Here is a 22,220-nt window from a genome sequence, read left to right on the forward strand (position 1 = left end):
ATTTTTTTGGTATAACCTAAGAACGCCTACCCGCATAGCGGGTAGTTTATTGTTTCGTTCGCAAGCGAACTCAACTGACTAAAGTCATCAATAAAAAAATCCGAGTCAATCTCGGATTAGATGGTGCGCCTTCAGGGACTCGAACCCTGGGCCCACTGATTAAGAGTCAGTTGCTCTACCAACTGAGCTAAAAGCGCATATTAAATTTTAAAAAAGTGGTGCGCCTTCAGGGACTCGAACCCTGGACCCACTGATTAAGAGTCAGTTGCTCTACCAACTGAGCTAAAGGCGCATATCTTTACCACAACAATAATATTATACACTATTTTAAGAATTTGTAAAGAGTTTTAAATGTTTTTAAAATTCAATTTATTGGAATAATCTAAAAAGAAGTAGATAATTTCCTGTATTATCCACTTCTTAATTCTGGTTAAATTTTATTGTCTTAAGTTAGTAATAAATGATGATGGAATTTTGTCGTTGTTTTGAAATTCTTTTTTCCACATTTCGGCATAATTTCCTATTGCCCATTCACTCATGATAATAGAATCATCTTTCGTAATCGGAATACTTCCTATTAATTTATTATCGTTAGAATAATCGTAAATTAATATTTCATCTGTCGTTTGAACTATTAATATTCTCTTATCAGGAGAAGAATAAGCATCTATAGCACTGCTTTTCAAGTTTTTTATAGATTGCCAATTCATGGATAATTCATCTGGTGATAAATTCAAATGTGAAACGATGTTTAGAATTACATTTTTCAACTTAACTTCGTTATTTTCTTTGAATGTATATTGTGTTTGATAATTCAATTTACCAGAATTTCTTACAATTCCAATATTTTTGTAATCTTCATTCTTATCGTTCGTAGTAATTTCAGAATTAGAATCTGTTGATTCTTCTGCAATGGAATTCTTCAATACATTTACAGCTTCTTTTCCTCCGATTTGATCTATATTCAATTCGTTATTATTACTCATTTTATCAATGTCATATATAGAATAATCTTCGAATTGATCTTTTATTCTCATAATTGAAATATATTCTGGCCCAAGGTATGTTATTTCTGCAGATGAGTCAAATTCCAATTTTTTATTTTCCTTAGAATTATCGCCTGAATAAACTGGCTTAGCTAAAAATTGCTCTACATAGTTATTATCAAACTCATTCTTTTTGTATTCCATAATCCAGAATCCATTTTTTCTAGGGAAAAACAATGCCGATGTTTGATAAATTTGTGCCCTGTTTTTCTTATCAATATCCAATAAAATTGTCCTATAAGAAATATCTGTTTTTTCATTTCTTACAACTTTATTTTTGATTCCAATTAGAAGAGCAATATTTTCTTTATCTTTTAAATTATTGCCTTTATTCTCATAATATTTACTTTCATACGTCGACTGGTAATTTTCAATAAAAGTTCTGCTAACTTTGTTTTCAGTTTTTTTCATGTAATAAAGTACACCGTTGTATGGAAGTATTATATTGTTTTTATCCATTACAACAACATCTTGATAAAACTTGCTACCATCGGAAATTGTAATTACCTTTTTTTTATCTTTCGAAAATTTCTTACTTATATTTTCGTCGCTTGTTTTTTTACTTAGATAATTTTGCAAACTTACAAATTTAGACGAAAATTTGGGATTTATGGTGAATCTTTTTCCGAAAACAACTATAGATTCATCGACATAAAGTTTACCTATTTCATCTGAAGCTTTTGATTTGGAATCAGAAAAACTTTCTTTCTTATCAATTTGCCACACACCTGCTGCGACCAATAAATTATTTTCAGGAACTTTGATATTTTCAACTGCAGATTGTTCTTTGTTTCTGAACATTATGAAAACAATCAACAAAATTAAAACTATCGTACCTACCAATATACTAGTTGTCTTTTTCATTTTCATCATCTCCTAATGGCAATGTAAACGAAACTGTAGTTCCTTCATCTAATTTAGATTTAATCATCAATTCTCCTTTGTGAAGTTTTACTATTTCCTCACAAATAGAAAGCCCCAAACCTACATGTGAATTTGAATTGGATCCTTTGTAGAATTTACCAGTTACAAGTTCTATTTCTTCAAATGAAATTCCAATTCCCGTATCTATTATGGAAATTTCTGCAAATTTCTCAGTTTTTTCAATATTAATAATTATCGTTCCCTTTTCTGGGGTAAATTTTATAGCATTATCTAAAATATTAATGAAAACTTGCTTGATTCTATCTTCGTCAAATGTAGCGATGAGTTCTGGACTTTCATAATTCAATATCAAATCAATTCCTTTTGAACGAACTTTAGGGAGCAATTGGTTTTTGATGCGTTCTGCTAATTCAATTAAGTTTTGTTTTCTTTTTACGATTGAAATTCTTCCAGAAGTAAATCTTGAAAAATCAAGTAACTCCTCAACCATATTTGTAAGTCTGTCGCATTCGCTATCAATTATGTCTATGCCCATAGTTGTTGTTTCTAAATCTGACGGATCGTATTTTAAAGTTTGCGCCCACCCTTTTATAGATGTTAATGGTGTTCTCAATTCATGTGAAACACTTGAAATAAATTCGTTTTTCAATTGTTCTTTCTTGTTAATATTGTCCGTCAATAAATTCAAAGTCATTCCAAGTCTTCCAATTTCATCTGTGTCATTTTCTTTTGCTCTTACTTCCATATCACCTTTAGCCATTTTTTCGGCAGTTTTAGCAAGACTGTTTATCGGTTTAATTATGCTTTTAGTCAAAATTTTACTCAATAAAATACTGAATAATATTACCAAAAACCCGAACAAAGCAAAAGATACGGACTTCACTCTTATTGCCCTGTCTACTTCTTTTAAACTTGAAATGTATCTTAAAACTCCGACTTGTTTTCCTCTGGATTCAAGCGGAACAGATATAGAAATAATATTTGAATCAGAATAACTAACTTTTCCTGTGTATCTTCCACTTTGACCATTTATTGCGCTTACTACATCTGATGTTTCTATTTTTTCTCCCAAATTAGGACTTGCAATAGAGTCAAATACAACGACTTGATTATTGTCCAAAATTTGCACTTGGCAGTCAGTTTGTCTGTAAAACTGGTTTTTGTCTTCGGCAATTACTTCATCTAGTTCATAATCTGCCATATAAGAGCTGTACAAATTCGTCGAATATCTTATTTCATTGTTCAAAACGCCTTCCATTGTAGAATAATAATAAAACTTAGTAGCATAAATAGAAAATATAACAAGTATTATCGCGGTAATACTTGTTAAAAATACAAAGGAATACATTATTTTATTTTTAATACTCATTATTTTTTATTTTCCCATCTGTAACCAACTCCCCAAACCGTTACAATATATTTTGGATGAGTTGAATCTTCTTCAATTTTGCTTCTCAATCTTCTCATATTGACATCAACAATTTTAGCATCACCTATAAAATCTTCGCCCCATGCTTTATCCATCAATTCATCTCTAGTAATTGCTTTACCAGGATTTTGCATCAAAAGCTTTATTATGTTAAGTTCGGTTGGAGTCAACGTAATTTCTTTTCCATTTTTATAAAAAGTTCTCGAATACATATCAAGTTTGAATGTTTCATCTTCAATAATTTGACTATTATTTTGTTTTTGTGGACTTCTTCTTAAAACAGATTTTATCCTAAGAATCAATTCGCGAGGATTAAATGGTTTTGTCAAATAATCGTCTGCTCCTCTTTCAAGTCCTTCAATTTTATCGTTATCTTGAGTTTTTGCAGTCAACATTATAATAACAATATTCGGGAATTTATTTCTTAAAATTTTGCAAACTTCAAACCCATCAATTCCAGGAAGCATTATATCTAAAACAGCTACATCTGGCTTGTTTAATTCTGCTAACTCTACGCCTTTTTCTCCAGACTCAGCTTCTAATATTTCAAATCCTTCTCTTGCTAAATTTATTTTTGTAAATTGTCTTATATTATCTTCATCTTCTACTAAAAGAACTTTAATACTCATATCACACCTCATGTATTATTATAACTCATAATTTAGCTAATTCAATTGATCTACATAATTGTTAAGAAAAACCTCAACCTCTTGTTCGCAATTTGGGTCGTAATTTTTTTCAATAATGTATCCTTTTCTTAAATTTACAAGAATCATTTTAATATTTTTGTTGTATTTTTTGCTCAAAACATAAGAATAAAACTTCAATTGCATGTGATATTTTTCGTACAAGTATTCTTGTGATTGTGAACTAATTTTATAATCATAAACTTTTATTTCTTCATCACAAAATTCCACTCTATCCATAAATCCAGATATCATAAGATTTTCGTACAATAAATTAAAATCCATTTCATTTTTATAATTTGAAAAATCTGTTATAAATTGGTTAAAGTTTTTAGTTGCTACATTGAAAATTTTCTTCTCATTTTCATTTAAGAAATCTACTTCTTTTATACATGGATAATTACTTCCGTCAGATAATTTCGCATACATATGAACCAAATTACCAAGTAATATATAATTTATTGAAGATTTTTGAAGATTACTATCAAAAATTTCTTCATTGGAATTTAAAATACTTGTAATACCAATTGGAATAAGTTTTTCGACTTTTACTTTCTTTGGTTCTGGTATATCGAATTTTGTTTGTATTTTTTCGAGTAAAAAAGGTTTCTCATTTAATTCTAAAAATCTTATACTTCCTCTTTGTTGCAAGTCCTCAATGTATGGACTTATTTGTTTGAAATGTCCCGATTTTTTTGAATTCGAAAAAGATAATTCTTTTTTTGCACGTGTGAATGCCGTATAGTACACGTTGTCAACTTCGTAATCATCCTCTTCTTCTATTAATTTCTTAACTTTTGTCATTCTAAATTTTGAAAAAGGAAAATCTAGCACGAATTGCATCTGAATGTTTTCGTTGTCTATAAATAATAGAAATTTATCTTTGTTAATTGATGGTTTTGATAGATTATCCACTATAACTTTTTCAAATCCCAAACCTTTTGACTTATGAATAGTCATCAGTTTTACCAAATCACTGTGTTCATCTTCAAAAGACATTTGATATAAGTTAGTATTATTTTCAAAATAATCTACAAAATCTTCTATACTATAGTTGTTGGCATCAAATTGCTTTGCAATTTCCAAAAATTTAATTATATTTGCCTTTGATTGAAGATCATTAAATAATCCTAAGTAGTCAATCTGTTCAATATAATTAGACATTGAATCGTAAATCGTATATTTTGTAAGATTTTCCGTAAAATCTACAACTTGTTCATCAATTTTTTTCATAGTAGATTGATAGTTATCTGTTTGATTCAATATTTCATTGTAATCCACATCATATACATTAGATAATATTCCTACTTTACTTATGTCATCACCGTATCGTGCGTATTTTATGAACTGAATCAGATTTAATACTTCTCTGCATTCTTCAAGTCCTTGTTTGTCAAAAATATAATAAGGAATATTTCTATTTGCTAAACTTGTTTCGTATTCTGAGAAATCATTCTTAGTTCTAGCTAAGATAGCAGTGTCTTTAAAATTATCTTCATTGATGTATGAAACCAAGATATCTGAGGAGTCATCTTTTGTTTTTGCGTCCTTATTGTTGAGTTTAAATTCATCTCTTCCGATTACTTCTCCCACTTCATTAACTGCGACTAAGCTATCGTATCTATCCTTCATTTTATTAGAATAAATGTAATTAATAGGCTCCATTATATTTGGATGAGTTCTATGATTTTCATAAAAAGTGATGTCTTTTCCGCCACTTTTTTTTATGTCTTCTCTAGTTTTTTCAAATACTTTTATGTTCGCTCCCCTAAAACTATATATGGCTTGTTTCGGATCACCAACTACGAAAAGATTATTTCTATCCAAAGCCTCATTGTCGCTGCACAGTGTATAAAAAATATCTCTTTGTAGATTTGATGTATCTTGATATTCATCTATCATAAAATATTTATACTTTTCTTTACACGATTTTAGAATATCACCATTTTCCAGAGCTTTTTTACACATTATTTCAATATCGTTAAAATCCAAGAAACTTTTTTCATTCTTTTTTATTGAATATTCTCTATTAACTTCTATCAAAATATCGAAAAAACCTTCATACAAATCTATATAATCTTTTTCTTTATTTGAAAGTATCGCATCAATTCTTTTGTTCACTTCATCAATTAGTTCCTGAACATTTTCTTTCTTGCTCTCTCCAAGATTGTCAAAACTTTCTAACAAAAATCTAGTATATTCTGGAATTTCCAAAATTTGTTTATCATCATGCAAAAATTTATATAGCCTACTATTTTTCGTAAGTCCTTTGATATTATCTGATTCTTCTCTTAAATCGAATAGATAATTTTTGATTCCGATTATATCCTCATCATCAATATTTCTCAAATTAGTTAATTGAAGAATTGTTTCTCTTTTAATAACTTCAAATTCTATGTTATTTGTTCTTAATTTATTGAAAGAATCTCTGATAATTTTAAGCGTGTCTGAATATGAAATATCTAACTCACTACCAAGCTTTTTAATAAAATCAATCCTATCTTCTAAGATTGTATCAAAAATTTCATTAATCATTTTGTTAGATTGATCATCTTCTATAATTTGAAAACTAGGATCTATTGATAAATAGTACGAATTATCCGACACGATTTTTTTGCAAAAAGATGAAATGGTGGATACATTTATGTCGTCAATTAGTCTGGGATTGTTTAGCTTTTGAATAATTCTATCCTTCATCTCATCAGCAGCTTTGTTCGTAAAAGTAATGCACACGATACTTTTAATGTCGATACCTTTTTCGTACATATATCTAAATCTTTCAGAAACTACTTCTGTTTTACCAGTTCCTGCACCTGCATTTACACAAACATTTTGATTTATCGTTGAATAAGCTAATTTTTGATTGTCGCTGAATTTAATCATTGCTAGCTTTCCCTTCTGTGTTTTTTAATTTGCAAATTTTATTAAAATCACAATATTTACAAGAATTGTCATCACTTGCTTTTACGAATAAGTTCTTATTCCTAATATTTTCTCTGAATTCTTTTACTTTCTGAATCATAATTTCATCCAACTGATCCTTTGAAACATTTTGAAGATATTCATATTCTTCATTATCTCTAATGCTTTTGTATTTACAACTTACAACATCACCGTACGAAGAATATATTGCAAATTGAAATCCTTTGTTTTTGTCCAAATCTTTTACTTTCCTGAAACTATTTTTCGATAATTTATAGTCTATTAATCTAATTTTACCTGAATCTGTTCTGTCAACCCTGTCAATTCTTCCAATAAATTTTGTGTTTTCATCTAAACTAACAATAAAATCTTCTTCTAATTTATAAGGGTAAAACTTTTCAGATTCGTTTTTCATATTGTAAATATCAGTTCGAATAAAGTCTTTTAGTTTTTTCAAATACTTTTCGTAATCAAATTCATTTTCCTTAATATCAGTGTTTAATCCGAACTTTTCAAAAGAATTTCTGAGTAATTCATCCAAACTTGAAACATCTAACTCACATTTGCCATCTATAGCATCTCTTATTTGCGAAATATTTATTCCGTAAAATTCTTCCAATGTGTTGTGCAAAATAGTTCCAATATCCAATTGTCTAGACTTTATTTGCGGTTTAAGCTTCAAATAATATCTAAAATATAACTTCATTGGACATTCAAAATATGTTTCAAGCTGAGTTGAAGATAATTCTTTCTTCAATATATATTGTGTTGTTTTGTCATCTACTTCAAAATCAGAAATATTCTTTGAGGATATTCTGCTTTCTATTCTATTTAAATGTTGTTTCAAAGAATATTTCTCATAAGCTGACACGCTGTGAAGTTTTTTTGTGTCAATTTTTTTGATATTTTTCATGTTAATTTTCTTTATCTTTTGACTTGATTTTATGTTCTTTTCCAAAATCAATCTTGATTTTATGTTGCTCTCAGTATTGTAAGACAGATAAATTTTTTTATTCGCTCTATTTATAGCATCAATAAATCTGTCAATATTTCTTTTTCTATTTTCTGCGTCTGACAAAATGTCGATTCCTCTTTTTTGTAGAAATTCTATATTATCTTCATTGTTAAAGAAATCATAATTAATTTTTCCTGGAATCACATCATCATTCATATTAACTACGTATAAAACATCGTAGTTTGAAAGTCTAATATCCGTAAGGGAATATATTCTAATTCCATCTACTAAATAATCTGTAGAATCAACCTTCAAATTTTTTATCAAATCCATCAAATAAGAGTTAATATTTTTCGATTTTTTAACAAGTTCAGCATGATTTTTATACAAATCCTCAAGTATTATCAAAAGTTTTTCAGAAAATAAATTAAATCCTTTATCATAACTTTCTTTTTTTTGAATTATTGCTATAAGATTAGCTAAAACATTAATGTTTGTTTCTATAAAATATAAATAATACGATTTAATCTCTTTTAAAATTTGTAAATTAGTTTCATAATTAACATTTACTTTCAAAATTTTAACTAAATCTTCCCAATCATCAAACTCAAAATCTGACAATATACTTCTGAACGTGACTTTATCCTTCAAATCAAATTCTATAAAACAACTATCTAGTGTAGAAAAAATATATTGCTTTAAAGTTTTCGTATTATCAAGTAGATTAATTATATCTAAGAAAAATTTGTAGTCACGATAAGAAATATAATCATCTCCAAAAACTGGAATATCGTGTAATTTCAAGGAATTCAATATTTCCCTTTTTGAGGAATCTTTTTCTAAAAGAATTGCCATTTTATTATAATCATAAGTGTATGAATCTTTTGATATTTCATTAATTAGCCTGTCTTTTTCCAAAATTTCATTGGTTAATTTAACTACCTTCTTTTCAATGAATTTATTTGGTTTTGATTTATCTTCATTTTGAATAACATCAAATCCAATATCACGCAATTGATTTACTAATTCACTTTTGTATTCATTATAATAATCCACGTAAATATAGACATTAACATCATAATTTTTCAACTGATTTATTACTTCCAATTCAATTGGTCGAAACTCACTAAATCCATGAATGTAAATATCCTTGTTTTTTTGAAGATTAAGATTTTTTGTGTCATAGGCATCAAATTTATCAAGAAAATTATACTGTTTCATAATGCTTTGATATCTTTCATACACTTTACTTAAAATATTTAAACTAACATTGTGACTAGAGATTTCTTCAAGTTCATCTATTTTTTTATTTGAATACTTACATGTAGATATAAATCTTTTGGATGAATTTATCATTCCATTAGAATTGAAAAATTTATTATCCTCAAACACCCCTTCATTGATAAGCTCTTTAATTGCCAGTCTCAAAATCAAATCTGTCAGATATGTTGAAATGTCTGAAGCATTTACTAGATCATCTATAGTCCAAATCTTCACGTCGCATAGCACCGATTGTTCTTTTAAAAACTTATTTCTAATATTTTTAATTAGCTTTCTATTTGGCAAAATTAAAATAAAATCAGTGTTGCCATTTCTAATTTGATTTTTTAAATAAGATATATTTTCATCAAAAAGCTTTGAAGAATTTGAATTAGTGTACACAATTCTCTTATTCATTGTAATCTCCTATGAATTCTTGTAAAATTGAGTTTTTAGGGACTATTGAATCGTCTTTTATTTCTATAAAATAATTCAAAATGGATTTTAACCTTTCAATCTCTGTAAAGTTATGACCGTTTTTGTCGTAATTTTCCACTAATTTCAAAACGTATTTTTTCAAAATATTAATTTCATAAATTAATGATGAGTCTATTATACTGTCTGCTTCATTTTGATATGGAAAAACATTAACATATTCAGCAGCGTGAACTCTTGGCCACTCAGACAATGTATCATCTACGCTTTTATCTCTTTGAACAAAATCTCTTACCATTCTTCTCATAAGTCTAATATCTGTAGTTGAGATTCTGTTGTGACAATCAATGCTTAGTTGTGTCAATGCTGATACATAAATTTTGTATTTGTCCTTATCTGGAACTAGACTTGTAAGTTTTGGATTAAGTCCATGAATTCCTTCCACAATTATGATTCCATTTTTGTCAAGTTTGGTGTAAGTATCGCCATATTCTCTTTCGCCTGTAATGAAATTATAAATTGGCAAATTAACATAATCACCTTCCAATAATCTCATTAAATCTCTGTTAAAAGTATTTAAATCAAGCGCATTAATCGATTCGTAATCCTTGTTGCCCTCTTCATCCAAAGGAGTGTCGACTCTATTCACAAAATAATTATCCATTGAAATAGGAATAGGATTTTTGCCTCTTACAGCTAATTGCACAGAAAGTCTTTCAGCCATCGTAGTTTTTCCAGAAGATGACGGTCCAGATATTTGAACTAATCTCGCGTTGTTGTAGATAATCTTGTCGGCAATATATGAAATTTGATTTTCAAAATAAGCTTCATTTACGCTAACCAAAAAATCCATATTTCCATCCTGAATTTTTTCATTCAAGCTTCCCACATAACCAATATCCAACATTTCAGTCCATTTTTTTGATTTAGAAAATATTTTTGAGAGAGCTTTTTGTTCTTTAAATTCAGTAAATTCACCAGTTCTGCTAACACTCAATGCTACTCCTGGAAAATAATTGATAAGTTTGTAGTGTTTCAAAAATCTCGTAAATGGAGCTACAAATCCTTCTATTCCAAAGTAATGATTGTGACATTTGTACAAATACACTTCATCCTTGTCTAAACTTTTTAGTAATCTTGATTTTTGAATGTATCCTTCCTTTTCAAAGATATCAAAAGCTTCTTTCCTGGAAACTTTTACTCTTTCAATTCTAAGATTTTGATTAATCAGATCATCCATTAGTTCTCTGATTTCTTCCAAATCTCTAAAATGAATTTCGTTGTTATTTTCGAATTCAAGATACATATAGTCTCCAATTGTGTATTCAACTACCAATTGATCTTCGGGAAATTTTATTTTAAATGCCAATAACAGAAGCAAAATTCCTGTTTTCATCAATGTGTCTTGTGAATAAATGCTGTTTTCATTTACAAACTCAATCGTATCTCCATCATCTACACTACTCATAATATCGACAAGTTTATTGTTTTTTAATGCAACAATATTATCTTCAAACCCACATTGAATGCCATAATCATAAATCATCTTATCTTCATAGTCATATGTTTTATTGTTGTTAATTATCTTAATCATATTTACTCTCCAAATCGTTCAATATCTTCTCAAATAAATCATCTCTTTTGCTTTCAAAAACCATAGATTCGTATTTTTGATATTTTTCCATTTTTTCTGGAAATATTAGCTTATACGAATGTAATAATTGAAAATTCAAATCGTACTTATTTTTGAAATATTTATTAACATCTCTGTTTCCATATTTAATATCTCCAATTATGGGGTGATTAATGTGTGACAAATGAGCTCTAATTTGATGAGTTCTCCCTGTCAATAAATCTACATTGACTAGCGAATATTTTCCAAAATTTTTTACATTCCATACTTTTGTCATGCTTTTCTTTCCACTAGAATTGACCACAGATTTGTTCTTATCGTTATCTTTTTCTAGCGCCAAATCAATTGTTTGGTCTTTGAGGTTACCAACCACAATAGTTTCGTAAATCTTAGTAATTTCGTGTTTTTTGAATAAATCATTAAAATATTTCAAGCTATCATAAGTTTTTGCACCTACAACAATACCAGAAGTATTTCTATCCAATCTATTTACCAAAGCTGGTGTAAATGTGGAGTTTTTGGTTGGCGTAAACTGATTTGTTTTTATCAAATAACTTACCATCATATCCACTATATTTTTCCCATAATCTTGAGGATTAGCTGCGTGTGATAATACCCCTGTTTTTTTATTAATCAATATCAAATCATCATCTTCATAGATTATATCCAAATTAAAATCCTCAGCAGTGTATACTTTATTATCTTGATATTTTTCAATAACTTCATCGTACAAATAAATATTTACCACATCGTCAATTTTCAAATTGTAGTCAGGTTCTGTCCTTTTTTTATTAACTTTTACTTTTTTAGTTCTGATAAGTTTTTGGATATGATTTTTGCTCATTTTTGGCATCAATTTCATAATAAACCTATCTACTCTTTGGTTGCTATTTGAATTATCTATATTTATATGTCTCATTATTGCTCCTATTTGAAAAATTGTTAATAAATCATTATAATTTAATAAGGAAGGTGAAAAATGAAAAATTTTATTGATACAATGGTAGACTTTATTTATAAATTTGCAAAGCTTTTATTATTATTGCTCATTCTAGTAGTTACGACATTGTATGTTTACAAAACAATTGATTCAATGTTTTCCAAAAACTACACAAGTTCTCAAACTTACTCAAAGGATTTAAAAATCCAACAAGTTACTGAAGAAGTTAAAGACATTGAAATCACAATTCCACCTGAAGCAAAAGACTTAGATGTGTCAAAGATATTAATCAGTGGAAACATAATTACGAATGAACAAGAATTCTTAGATTACTTAAAACAAAACAATGTTACTGCTTTTAAGGATGGCAATTACAAATTAAATAAAAATATGACTACAGAAGAAATAGTAAACCAAATAAAGAAATAATTAATATCCCTTATTGACATAAGAATCGATAAGGGATTTTTTCTTTATTGGTTCAAAAACATTATTTGCTATCAAATGTTGTTTGATATTTTCATTTATTGTGTGAAAAATCATCTTCTCGTAATCTTTGAGTACAATTTCAAAAAGATTATCCCTCATTCTGTAGGACAAAATGTCTATGTAATATGCTTCAACATTCTTGTATTCTATCAATTCCAAAATCTTTAAAATTGTATTATCTTTTTCTAAGTAATAGTTTCTGCATTTATTTAAAGATGCAATATACTTCTTCGTTTTTTTGTTTTTGTATTTGTTAGCTATTGTATTGTATTCCTTAGCTTTTAAATTATAATATTGATAATTAAAAACTCCCTCATTTACTGTTTTAATATCAGTGAAAGGTCTTAGATTAAAACTATTAATCAATACGTTGTTTCTTGAAATAAATTCCTGCTTTGTTATTTTCTCTTCATCTAACAAATCAATCAATTCATTTCTTTTTTTTACATAAAAATCTACATTTCTTTTCATAATTTTCCTCTAACTAAATTATAATTCATATCTCACACTTTTCAAAATTTGCAAATAAAAAAACGGTAAAATATTTTGAAAATTATTTTACCGATAATATTCTTATTCTATTATTGAAATATCATGATTTATAATTGAGTAAAATTCGTCTTGAATTTTTTGAATATCTCTGTTGTGTTTTCCCATTACATACATCATTTTACAAACAACTGATTCTAATGTCATATCTTTTGATTCCAAAACATCTAACTTTTCTCTAATTCTCATACCAACTTGGTATACTCCAATATCTGAGCCTTCTTGTGGAACTTGAGTTGTCATTACAATAATTTTATTAGTCGAGTATCGATCCATTAATCTTAGAAATTCTTCAGAAATTCCTACAGGCATTCCACCCACTCCATAACTTTCTACGATAATACAGTCGTATTTTTCGAAAATATCTTCTAATATATCTGCTCTCATTGATGGGATTAATTTCAACAAATATACGCTATCATCTAGTTCATCGTAAAATTCTACAGTATTATCTGACTTATCATCAATATATCTTAATACTTTTCCATCGTGAATTATTGCAATCAGTGGATAATTAATAGAATCGAATGCATCAAAACTTTTTGTTCTAACTTTTCTAGCTCTATTTCCACAAATAACTTTTCCATTGAACACTATATTGACACCGTGTGATTTTTCTTTACTAGCAAATATCAATGCATCTATTAAATTATTCTTTGCATCTGTAATATCATTTGAAATTGATTTTTGAGCACCTGTTATTACAATTGGTTTTGGGCTTTTTTGAATTAAATACCCTAACGCAGATGCAGTGTATGCCAAAGTATCTGTACCGTGTGTTATTACAAACCCATCGTAATTATCGTATTTTTCTTTTATAGTTTGTTTGATATGTATCCAATGCTCTGGTTTTATGTCTGTTGAATCAATACTGAATAAACTTATTGTATCCAATTCAAAATCAAATTTCTTAAATTTTACATATTCTAATATGTCTTTTGCTTGAAGACCTGGTGCTAATCCTTTATCTGTAGCAACGGAAGCTATAGTTCCTCCAGTTGTAATTAATAGTAGTTTTTTCATACACCCCTCCTAGAAATAGTATAACACTTTACTTTTAAAAATTGTAAACAAATAATTTTACATACAATTTACAATAATATTATATGAATTTTAAACATTACATGTATTCTATTAGTGAATTAAATATGAAAGGATGATTTATTTGAAAATCAAAAAATTTATGTTAGTTGCTATGATGCTAGTATTTGGAGTATTCATGGTAGCATGTGCAAAACAAGATGATGGAAAAACATCAGACAACTCAAACAAAACAGAAACTACTTCTACAGATTCTAAATCAAACGAAAGTGCTGGAGGAGAAATCCACGTAGTATCAAGAGAAAATGGTTCAGGTACTAGAGGAGCTTTTACAGAAATTACTAAAATCTTAGAAAAAGGTGCTGACGGTAAAGAACAAGACAAAACAGTTTCTTCTGCAATCGTACAAAACAGTACTAACGCAGTTATGATGACTGTAGGTCAAGACAAAGACGCTATTGGATATATTTCATTAGGTTCATTAAACGACAAAGTTAACGCAGTAAAAATCAACGGTGTTGAAGCAACTTCTGAAAATGTTCAAAAAGGAGACTACAAAATCTCAAGACCTTTTAACATTGCTTACAAAGGAGAATTAAAACCACTTCCAAAAGATTTCTTAGATTATATTCTTTCAAAAGAAGGACAAGAAATTGTTAAAAAAGAAGGTTATGAACAACTTCCTGAAGAAGCTAAAGCTTACAACAAAAATTCTCAAAAAGGTAAAATCGTAGTTGCAGGTTCAACTTCAGTTTCTCCATTAATGGAAAAATTAGCAGAAAGCTACAAAGCAATGTATCCAGAAGTAGAAATCGAAATCCAATCAACAGGATCTTCAGCTGGTATGAACTCAGCTATTGAAGGTGTATGTGATATCGGAATGGCTTCAAGAGAATTAAAAGACAAAGAAAAAGAACAATTAAAAGCTCAACCTATCGCAATCGATGGTATAGCAGTTATAGTAAACAAAGAAAATACAAAAGCAACAGATTTAACTCTAGAACAAATAAAAGATATCTTCACTGGTAAAGTTAAATCTTGGTCTGAAATTTCTAAATAATTCCTCTCAAAAGGCAGATCTCTTATGAGGTCTGTTTTTTATTTTGAAAGAATTTATTTTACATTTGTAAAATGCAATGTTTCCCTATTTCTACAGTCTTTTACTTTTTAACTTGAAAAACTTTACATTTAATTAACATTATTATCGCATTAATTTTACAAGCTCTTGATAATATTAAGGTGATAAAAATATAGAAAGGATTTAATATGAAAAAGAAATATTTATCTGAATCAATAATGAAATACGTATTTTTAGTATCAGCATTGACTTCTATTTTTGCGATTGTTTTAATATGTTTTTTCATTTTTGGTGAATCAATGCCTTTTATAAAGAAAGTTGGCTTAACTAATTTTATATTTGGTAAGGATTGGGCTCCGGTCGATGTCCCTGCCCAATTCGGTATACTTCCAATGATTATCGGTAGTATTTATGTAACTATTGGCTCCATAATTATAGGAGTACCAATTGGAATTTTCACAGCGATTTATCTTGCAAAATTCTGTCCAAAAAAATTATATAATTTTTTGAGACCTTGTATTGATTTAATGGCTGGTATTCCATCCATCGTTTATGGTTTCTTCGCCTTAATGGTTATAGTTCCAATGATTAGAAAAGCTTTTGGAGGAACTGGTATGAACATAGTCACAGCTTCTATTCTTCTAGGAATTATGATTTTACCGACGATAATCACTTTATCTGAAAGTGCAATAAATACTGTTGTAGATTCTTATTATGAAGGAAGTATTGCACTTGGAGCTAGTCACGAATTAGCCGTAATGGGAGTTGTAGTTCCTGCTGCAAAATCAGGTATATTATCATCAGTTATACTTGGAATCGGACGTGCCATCGGAGAAACAATGGCAGTTTATTTAGTTGCAGGAAATCAACCTGTAATAGCAAAAAGTATATTCTCAGGAACGCGTACTATGACAACTAACATCGTATTGGACATGGCTTATGCGTCTGGTGCTCATAGAGATGCTTTGATTGCAACTGCGATGGTATTATTCGTATTTATACTTTTAATAAATCTAGCATTTAATTTGATTAAGAGAGGTGTAAATAATGGAAAATAATTCTATTGATGTAACTACAAATAGTTTGAGAAATTTAAGAAAAAATAAAACAAAAAGTATAATCATTAAAGGTTTTATTTATTTGATGGCTTTTATTACTTTAGCTGTATTGTTTTATTTAATTATTTACATGTTAGTTAATGGTATTCCCCATTTGAAACCTAGCATGTTTTCAAACCACTATACTTCTAAGAACGTATCAATGATGCCTTCAATTAAAACTACTGTTTTGTTAGTTTTATTGACATTATTAATTGCAAGTCCTATCGGAATATTTACAGCAATTTATTTATCTGAATATTCCAAGAAAACCTCGAAAGTAGTAACTCTTATTCGACTTGCAACAGAAACATTATCTGGTATTCCATCAATTGTTTATGGTTTATTCGGTATGTTGTTATTCGTTATGAGATTAAAGTTCAGGTATTCGTTGATATCTGGTGTTCTTACAATGTTCATAATGGTGCTTCCATTAATAATTAGAGCCAGTGAACAAGCTTTATTATCAATCGATGACGAATTAAGAGCTGGAAGTTATGCATTGGGAGCTGGAAAGTTGTATACTATAAGAAAGGTATTACTTCCTGTAGCAATGCCTGGAATTATGGCAGGTATAATCCTTTCTATAGGAAGAGTTGTAGGGGAAACAGCCGCTTTGATGTTTACATTGGGAACAGATCCTCGTGTACCTACTAGCTTATTCCAATCTGGAAGAAGTTTAGCGTTACACATGTATGTGTTATCTTCTGAAGGATTCCATGTAGAAGAATCTTATGCAACTGGCGTTGTGTTGGTAATTTTAGTTTTAATAATAAATATAGTTTCCAATTTAATAGGAAAAAAATTGACGAAAGGAAGTAAATAATGTCTAAGATAAGTATAAAAGATGTTGATTTATATTATGATGATTTTCAAGCCCTAAAGAAAATCAACATGGAAATGAAATCAAATGAGATCACTGCTTTTATTGGACCTTCTGGTTGTGGTAAGTCTACAATGCTGAAATGTCTAAATAGAATGAACGATCTTATTGATGGATGTCGAATCGAAGGTTTAATAACTTTAGATGGCAAAGACATATACGATAAAAATTACGATGTAAACTTGTTAAGAAAAAGAGTTGGGATGGTTTTTCAAAAACCTAATCCATTCCCTATGTCTATTTATGATAATATAGCTTACGGTCCAAGATTACACGGAGAAAAAAATAAGGCAAAATTAGATGAAATTGTAGAAAAATCTTTAAAAGGTGCAGCAATCTGGGATGAAGTAAAAGATAATTTGAAAAAGAACGCACTTTCAATCTCAGGTGGTCAACAACAAAGAATTTGTATCGCAAGAGCGTTGGCTGTTGAACCTGAAGTGTTATTAATGGATGAACCTACATCAGCTCTTGACCCTATCTCAACAAACAAAATTGAAGATTTATGCCAAGATTTGAAGTCAAAATATACTATAATAATGGTAACTCACAATATGCAACAAGCTGCTCGTATTTCTGACAAGACAGCATTTTTCTTGACAGGTGAAGTTATAGAATTTAATAATACTGATGTACTGTTCTCAAAACCTGAGGATAAAAGAACAGAAGATTATATTACTGGTAGATTCGGTTAAAAAGAGGTGGTATTATGAGAAAATATTTTACGCATCAATTAGAAGAATTAAAACATAATTTAATTTTTCTTGGAGCAAATGTCGAAAGACAAATCGAACAAAGCACTTATGCATTGGAAACTCAAGATTTAGAAATAGCACAAAAAGTTTATGATTCTCAAGAAACTATTTATGAAATGTCAAAAGAAGTTGAAGATACTTGTTTGAGACTTCTTACTACACAATCCCCTGTCGCAAAAGACTTGAGATTTATTTCATCAGCACTGAGAATTCTTTCTTGTATGAGTAAAATCGGAAACCACGCACAAGAAATTTCGGAGCTTGTTATGTTAATTGGTAAATCACAACTTCCAAAAGATTTGTCAATGATAAGATCCATGGGTAAAAGTGCACAAAAGATGCTTGTAGAAAGTATCAACGCTTTTACTGATGATGATATTGAATTGGCAAATTCTGTAATCAAAAAAGATGATGAAGTCGATGAACTTTTTGCTCACTTCATGGAAGAATCTATAGAATTGATTAAATCAGGTTGTGAAAACCCTGAACAAATTATCGATTTAATTCAAGTTGCAAAATACATTGAAAGAATTGGCGATAATGCAGAAAGAATCGCAACCTGGGTAATATTCTCAGTTACTGGCGAAAGATACGAGGAAAATGCACAATGATTTGCTGTGTGGAAGATGACAAAAGCATAAGAGAACTAATTATCTACGCACTTAATAATGAAGGCTACGAAGCAATGGGATTTGGAGACTACAATGAATTCAAATCCACATTGTATTCTTCTAGCATAGATTTAATTATTTTAGACATTATGCTTCCAGGAAAAAGTGGTCTTGATATTTTAAAAGAAATAAGAAATAATGAAAAAACAAAAAGTGTCCCAGTAATGATGCTTACTGCCAAGACAACGGAATACGATAAAATAGTGGGACTAGATAGTGGCGCTGATGATTATATGATAAAGCCTTTTAGTATTATGGAACTACTAGCAAGAGTCAGAGCACTACTTAGAAGATCCTCATTAAGTAAAACAAAATCGAAAATCATCTATAAGAATATTGAATTAGATTATGATAAGAGAACGGTTAGTGTCGATGGAGAAAATGTAGAATTAACTTACAAAGAATTTGAATTGTTGTATTATCTCCTATCAAATGTCGGAAAAGTTTTGACAAGAGAAAATATCATGACCAAAATTTGGGGATTTGACTTTGAAGGAGAATCACGTACAGTTGATGTTCATATAGCAACCTTGAGACAAAAACTTAAAAACGCTTCCAGCATAATCAAAACTATAAGAAATCTAGGATATAAAGCTGGTGAATGATGAAAAGAAGAATTTACACTAGAATTTCTCTTGTAATTATAATAGCTTTAGCAATTGGATTAGGTTTACAGACATTTATATTCTATAATTATAACAAATCCAAAGAAGAAACTTCCCTACTGCGTCAAATACAATACGTGGATTCTATCAGCGACAATAGTCGCGATAAGACTATTACCAATATAAAAAAGATTAAAAGAATTAATCCTACTAATCGATTTACAATAATTGATGAAGGTGGGAATGTTGTATATGATACTGATACCAATATAGATTCTTTGGATAATCACTCTAACAGAGAAGAAATACAAGATGCCAGAGATTCAAAAATTGGATCAATAACACGTAAATCTGATAGTTTTGATAAAAGCATGTATTATGTAGCTATTCTTCAAGGTAATTCTGATATTCTTAGAGTAAGCTGCGAATCTGCTAGTTTTTTGAAAACTATTTTAGATTTATTACCATATACCCTATTGATATTAGCGTTATCTTTAATATTATTAATTGATATTAATAGAAGACAAATAAGACAAATATTGGATCCTATCGAAACTATTGCCAATGAATTAGATGATAACATCGTAAATGATAAAGAATCAAAATTGTTAGAACAACCTGTTTACAATGAGCTAATACCTTTTATCAATATAATTAGACGCAAGAATGATACAATAAAAAAATATGTAGATGAATTAGAAGAAAGATCCACTACAATTAAAACTATTACAGACAATATGAGAGAAGGTCTTATCTTACTTGATAAGAATATGAATGTTTTATCAGTTAATAAGTCAGCTGAGTTTTTGTTTGGTGCATCTGATTCTAAGTATGAAGGCAGACCTTTTATTTCGTTAAACAGAGATTTAAAAATTCATTCTGCTATTAGAGATGTAATATCAACTAAAACGGCGCATCATATAAATATTGAAATGCAAGGAATTCTATTATCAATGTACATTGCGCCAGTATTGGATGAAGATAACATCAACGGAGTTTTATTGTTCTTAGTAGATGAAAGTGACAAGATAAAAGCCGAAAAAAGAAGAAGAGAATTTTCAGCAAATGTTAGTCATGAATTAAAATCTCCTCTTACTTCAATTAACGGATATGCTGAAATGATAGAAAACAACATGGTTAGTCCAGAAAATGTAAGTAAGTTTGCTACAATAATACACCAAGAAGGATTGAGATTATTGGAGTTAATCGATAATATTATTAAACTTTCCAAGCTTGATGAGTCGGGAGATAACATTGAAAAAGGTTTATTCAATCCAGAAAAAATAATTGATGAAATAATCAAATCCAACCAAAATAAATTGGATAGTAAACAAATTGAGCTTGTTACAGATTTACAAGAAAATTGCTTGATATATGGAAACGAAAATTTAATTAAAGAAATGATTGAGAACTTAGTTACAAATGCAATCAAATACAACAAGATTTCAGGCAAAATTAAGATTTCAATATTCAAAGAAAATGACAAAACTAAAATAATCTGTGAGGATACTGGAATTGGTATAGCTGAAAAATACCAAAGTAGAGTGTTTGAGAGATTCTTTGTTGTTGACAAATCACGTTCTTCACAAGAATCTACAGGACTTGGACTATCAATCATCAAACACATCGTTGATATCCACAACGGATCCATTACTCTTGAATCAAAGTTAGATGTTGGAACAAAAATCACAATAACGATTTAAATACGGCAACTTATTGTCGTATTTTTTTCGTTAAAATGATATAATAGTTATGTTAACTTGAATATACAAAATTATTAAACGATTTAGAAAGGAATAAAAAATGCAAAAAATTGCTATTCTAACAGATACTACATCTGATGTAGATCCATCGATTATTAAAGAATACAATATTGTAGAAGTCCCTCTTCAAATCATTTACAATTCGGAAGTTACATATAAAGATAAGTATGAAAAAAATATTGACGACGTTATAAAAGACATCAATAGTAACACTATTAGTAGTTCGCTTCCCTTAGCAAGTGATTTGATTGACAAAATAGAATACATCATATCAGAAGGATACACACATATTATAGCTACATGCATGAGCTGTGGAATTAGTGGTACTTATAATCTATTTCAACAAATTTTAAGCTTATACTCTGATAAAATTACATATCATTTGATAGATTGCAGGTCATGTTCTATGGGAATGGGTTTTCTAATTGAAAAAGCTGTAACAATGAATGAAAGTGGAAAAAATTTCGAAGAAATTGTAGAAGAATTAGAAAAGCTAAAAACAAAAGAGGATTTCTTTTTTACTGTAGATAAATTAGACTATCTTTACACAAGTGGTAGAATTAAACGCTCAAGTAAGGTCGTTGGAAATCTATTAAACATTAAACCAATTATTACCTGTATCAAAAAAACCGGTAATTTGGAAGTTATAGACGCAGTAAGAGGTAGAAAAAAAGTCAACCAACAAATCCTTAATTATATAATTGACTTCGCAGCTAACGATCAAATAGACAATATATATATAATGCATTCAAATCTTCAAGAAAATGCAGATGAATTGGAAAAAGTAATACAAGATTACTATCCAAACGTTAAAATTTATAAGAGACCTATTTCTAGTCTTTTCGTTATACATACAGGTCCTCATATCTATGGAGCTGTTGTAACCTTAAAATAAGGAAGGCGTAATGAACTGACCCCAAAAAGTTGGACCTAAAAACAACTTTAAGGAGGTCAGTTTTTTCATGACAAAATATAGTACAGAAATTAAGATGAAAGTGATTAGAGCATACCTAAATAACGAAGGAGGATATAAATTTTTAGCTAAAAAATATGGTATAAGTTCGGCATCAATAGTTGAAAGATGGATTAATTCATACA

At 28.9% G+C, this 22,220-nt stretch carries 18 protein-coding genes and 2 tRNA genes; 9 read left to right on the forward strand and 11 right to left on the reverse strand.

Annotation, left to right across the window (positions count from 1 at the left end; translation table 11 throughout):
• Positions 1-121: 121 nt before the first annotated feature.
• The 9 genes from KHW44_RS00705 to KHW44_RS00745 all read right to left on the reverse strand — a co-directional run bounded on the left by KHW44_RS00705 (position 122) and on the right by KHW44_RS00745 (position 12,170).
• Positions 122-197: transfer RNA gene (locus KHW44_RS00705), tRNA-Lys, on the reverse strand.
• Positions 198-216: 19 nt separating this feature from the next.
• Positions 217-292 (reverse strand) — tRNA-Lys (locus KHW44_RS00710).
• A 145-nt stretch (positions 293-437) separates the two neighbouring features.
• Complete coding sequence (locus KHW44_RS00715) at positions 438-1,910, reverse strand: hypothetical protein (protein ID WP_304064713.1); 1,473 nt, start codon at positions 1,908-1,910, stop codon at positions 438-440.
• Positions 1,894-3,300: a HAMP domain-containing sensor histidine kinase gene (locus KHW44_RS00720; RefSeq protein WP_304064716.1), complete on the reverse strand. Its 1,407-nt coding sequence runs from the start codon at positions 3,298-3,300 to the stop codon at positions 1,894-1,896. The genes KHW44_RS00715 and KHW44_RS00720 overlap by 17 nt, the downstream gene beginning before the upstream one ends.
• Positions 3,300-3,989, reverse strand: coding sequence for a response regulator transcription factor (locus KHW44_RS00725; protein WP_035109453.1), 690 nt, complete (start codon positions 3,987-3,989; stop codon positions 3,300-3,302). The genes KHW44_RS00720 and KHW44_RS00725 overlap by 1 nt, the downstream gene beginning before the upstream one ends.
• Before the next feature lie 36 nt (positions 3,990-4,025).
• Entirely contained in the window at positions 4,026-6,929 is a 2,904-nt protein-coding gene (locus tag KHW44_RS00730; RefSeq protein WP_094208481.1) for an exodeoxyribonuclease V subunit beta, read from the reverse strand.
• Positions 6,922-9,600 carry a PD-(D/E)XK nuclease family protein gene (locus tag KHW44_RS00735; protein WP_304064723.1) on the reverse strand — a complete coding sequence of 893 codons (2,679 nt, stop codon included), beginning with the start codon at positions 9,598-9,600 and terminating at the stop codon, positions 6,922-6,924. Before KHW44_RS00735 ends, KHW44_RS00730 begins: the two co-directional genes overlap by 8 nt.
• Positions 9,593-11,212: a nucleoside kinase gene (locus KHW44_RS00740; protein WP_102163568.1), complete on the reverse strand. Its 1,620-nt coding sequence runs from the start codon at positions 11,210-11,212 to the stop codon at positions 9,593-9,595. Before KHW44_RS00740 ends, KHW44_RS00735 begins: the two co-directional genes overlap by 8 nt.
• A complete protein-coding gene (locus KHW44_RS00745) occupies positions 11,205-12,170 on the reverse strand; it encodes an RluA family pseudouridine synthase (protein WP_304064728.1) in 966 nt (321 codons plus the stop codon). Before KHW44_RS00745 ends, KHW44_RS00740 begins: the two co-directional genes overlap by 8 nt.
• Before the next feature lie 60 nt (positions 12,171-12,230).
• Between KHW44_RS00745 and KHW44_RS00750 the strand changes: the two genes are divergently transcribed.
• Positions 12,231-12,620, forward strand: a complete 390-nt coding sequence (locus KHW44_RS00750; protein WP_102163572.1) for a hypothetical protein — start codon at positions 12,231-12,233, stop codon at positions 12,618-12,620.
• Here the strand turns inward: KHW44_RS00750 and KHW44_RS00755 are convergent, their stop codons facing one another.
• Both KHW44_RS00755 and KHW44_RS00760 read right to left on the reverse strand, forming a co-directional pair.
• Positions 12,621-13,151 (reverse strand): DUF6648 family protein, encoded by a 531-nt coding sequence (locus tag KHW44_RS00755; protein WP_094223366.1) that lies wholly within the window; start codon positions 13,149-13,151, stop codon positions 12,621-12,623.
• A gap of 102 nt (positions 13,152-13,253) precedes the next feature.
• A complete protein-coding gene (locus KHW44_RS00760) occupies positions 13,254-14,252 on the reverse strand; it encodes an asparaginase (RefSeq protein WP_094223365.1) in 999 nt (332 codons plus the stop codon).
• Between the two features lie 142 nt (positions 14,253-14,394).
• Here KHW44_RS00760 and KHW44_RS00765 point away from each other — a divergent pair, with 142 nt between their 5' ends.
• The 8 genes from KHW44_RS00765 to KHW44_RS00800 all read left to right on the forward strand — a co-directional run bounded on the left by KHW44_RS00765 (position 14,395) and on the right by KHW44_RS00800 (position 22,017).
• Entirely contained in the window at positions 14,395-15,330 is a 936-nt protein-coding gene (locus KHW44_RS00765) for a substrate-binding domain-containing protein (protein WP_035109451.1), read from the forward strand.
• Positions 15,331-15,536: 206 nt separating this feature from the next.
• Positions 15,537-16,406 carry a phosphate ABC transporter permease subunit PstC gene (pstC, locus tag KHW44_RS00770; protein ID WP_002836201.1) on the forward strand — a complete coding sequence of 290 codons (870 nt, stop codon included), beginning with the start codon at positions 15,537-15,539 and terminating at the stop codon, positions 16,404-16,406.
• Positions 16,396-17,271, forward strand: coding sequence for a phosphate ABC transporter permease PstA (gene pstA / locus KHW44_RS00775; RefSeq protein ID WP_002836200.1), 876 nt, complete (start codon positions 16,396-16,398; stop codon positions 17,269-17,271). Before pstC ends, pstA begins: the two co-directional genes overlap by 11 nt.
• The gene (gene pstB, locus KHW44_RS00780) at positions 17,271-18,023 is read left to right on the forward strand and encodes a phosphate ABC transporter ATP-binding protein PstB (RefSeq protein ID WP_094208473.1); all 753 of its coding nucleotides are present in this window, start codon (positions 17,271-17,273) and stop codon (positions 18,021-18,023) included. The genes pstA and pstB overlap by 1 nt, the downstream gene beginning before the upstream one ends.
• Positions 18,024-18,037: 14 nt before the next feature.
• Positions 18,038-18,694: a phosphate signaling complex protein PhoU gene (gene phoU / locus KHW44_RS00785; protein ID WP_002836198.1), complete on the forward strand. Its 657-nt coding sequence runs from the start codon at positions 18,038-18,040 to the stop codon at positions 18,692-18,694.
• A complete protein-coding gene (locus KHW44_RS00790; protein ID WP_094208472.1) occupies positions 18,691-19,359 on the forward strand; it encodes a response regulator transcription factor in 669 nt (222 codons plus the stop codon). Before phoU ends, KHW44_RS00790 begins: the two co-directional genes overlap by 4 nt.
• Positions 19,359-21,062, forward strand: a complete 1,704-nt coding sequence (locus KHW44_RS00795) for a cell wall metabolism sensor histidine kinase WalK (protein ID WP_304064742.1) — start codon at positions 19,359-19,361, stop codon at positions 21,060-21,062. The genes KHW44_RS00790 and KHW44_RS00795 overlap by 1 nt, the downstream gene beginning before the upstream one ends.
• Positions 21,063-21,162: 100 nt before the next feature.
• Positions 21,163-22,017 carry a DegV family protein gene (locus KHW44_RS00800; RefSeq protein WP_094203497.1) on the forward strand — a complete coding sequence of 285 codons (855 nt, stop codon included), beginning with the start codon at positions 21,163-21,165 and terminating at the stop codon, positions 22,015-22,017.
• Positions 22,018-22,220: the final 203 nt, after the last annotated feature.

The organism is Finegoldia magna, from assembly GCF_018371055.1.
GTDB classification, from domain to species: domain Bacteria; phylum Bacillota; class Clostridia; order Tissierellales; family Peptoniphilaceae; genus Finegoldia; species Finegoldia magna_I.

Excerpts from the sequence above, each read along its gene's own strand:
- KHW44_RS00715 (WP_304064713.1), bottom strand. The coding sequence starts at position 1,910 with ATGAAAAAGACAACTAGTATATTGGTAGGTACGATAGTTTTAATTTTG.
- KHW44_RS00720 (WP_304064716.1), bottom strand. The coding sequence starts at position 3,300 with ATGAGTATTAAAAATAAAATAATGTATTCCTTTGTATTTTTAACAAGT.
- KHW44_RS00725 (WP_035109453.1), bottom strand. The coding sequence starts at position 3,989 with ATGAGTATTAAAGTTCTTTTAGTAGAAGATGAAGATAATATAAGACAA.
- KHW44_RS00730 (WP_094208481.1), bottom strand. The coding sequence starts at position 6,929 with ATGATTAAATTCAGCGACAATCAAAAATTAGCTTATTCAACGATAAAT.
- KHW44_RS00735 (WP_304064723.1), bottom strand. The coding sequence starts at position 9,600 with ATGAATAAGAGAATTGTGTACACTAATTCAAATTCTTCAAAGCTTTTT.
- KHW44_RS00740 (WP_102163568.1), bottom strand. The coding sequence starts at position 11,212 with ATGATTAAGATAATTAACAACAATAAAACATATGACTATGAAGATAAG.
- KHW44_RS00745 (WP_304064728.1), bottom strand. The coding sequence starts at position 12,170 with ATGAGACATATAAATATAGATAATTCAAATAGCAACCAAAGAGTAGAT.
- KHW44_RS00750 (WP_102163572.1), top strand. The coding sequence starts at position 12,231 with ATGAAAAATTTTATTGATACAATGGTAGACTTTATTTATAAATTTGCA.
- KHW44_RS00755 (WP_094223366.1), bottom strand. The coding sequence starts at position 13,151 with ATGAAAAGAAATGTAGATTTTTATGTAAAAAAAAGAAATGAATTGATT.
- KHW44_RS00760 (WP_094223365.1), bottom strand. The coding sequence starts at position 14,252 with ATGAAAAAACTACTATTAATTACAACTGGAGGAACTATAGCTTCCGTT.
- pstC (WP_002836201.1), top strand. The coding sequence starts at position 15,537 with ATGAAAAAGAAATATTTATCTGAATCAATAATGAAATACGTATTTTTA.
- pstA (WP_002836200.1), top strand. The coding sequence starts at position 16,396 with ATGGAAAATAATTCTATTGATGTAACTACAAATAGTTTGAGAAATTTA.
- pstB (WP_094208473.1), top strand. The coding sequence starts at position 17,271 with ATGTCTAAGATAAGTATAAAAGATGTTGATTTATATTATGATGATTTT.
- phoU (WP_002836198.1), top strand. The coding sequence starts at position 18,038 with ATGAGAAAATATTTTACGCATCAATTAGAAGAATTAAAACATAATTTA.
- KHW44_RS00790 (WP_094208472.1), top strand. The coding sequence starts at position 18,691 with ATGATTTGCTGTGTGGAAGATGACAAAAGCATAAGAGAACTAATTATC.
- KHW44_RS00795 (WP_304064742.1), top strand. The coding sequence starts at position 19,359 with ATGAAAAGAAGAATTTACACTAGAATTTCTCTTGTAATTATAATAGCT.
- KHW44_RS00800 (WP_094203497.1), top strand. The coding sequence starts at position 21,163 with ATGCAAAAAATTGCTATTCTAACAGATACTACATCTGATGTAGATCCA.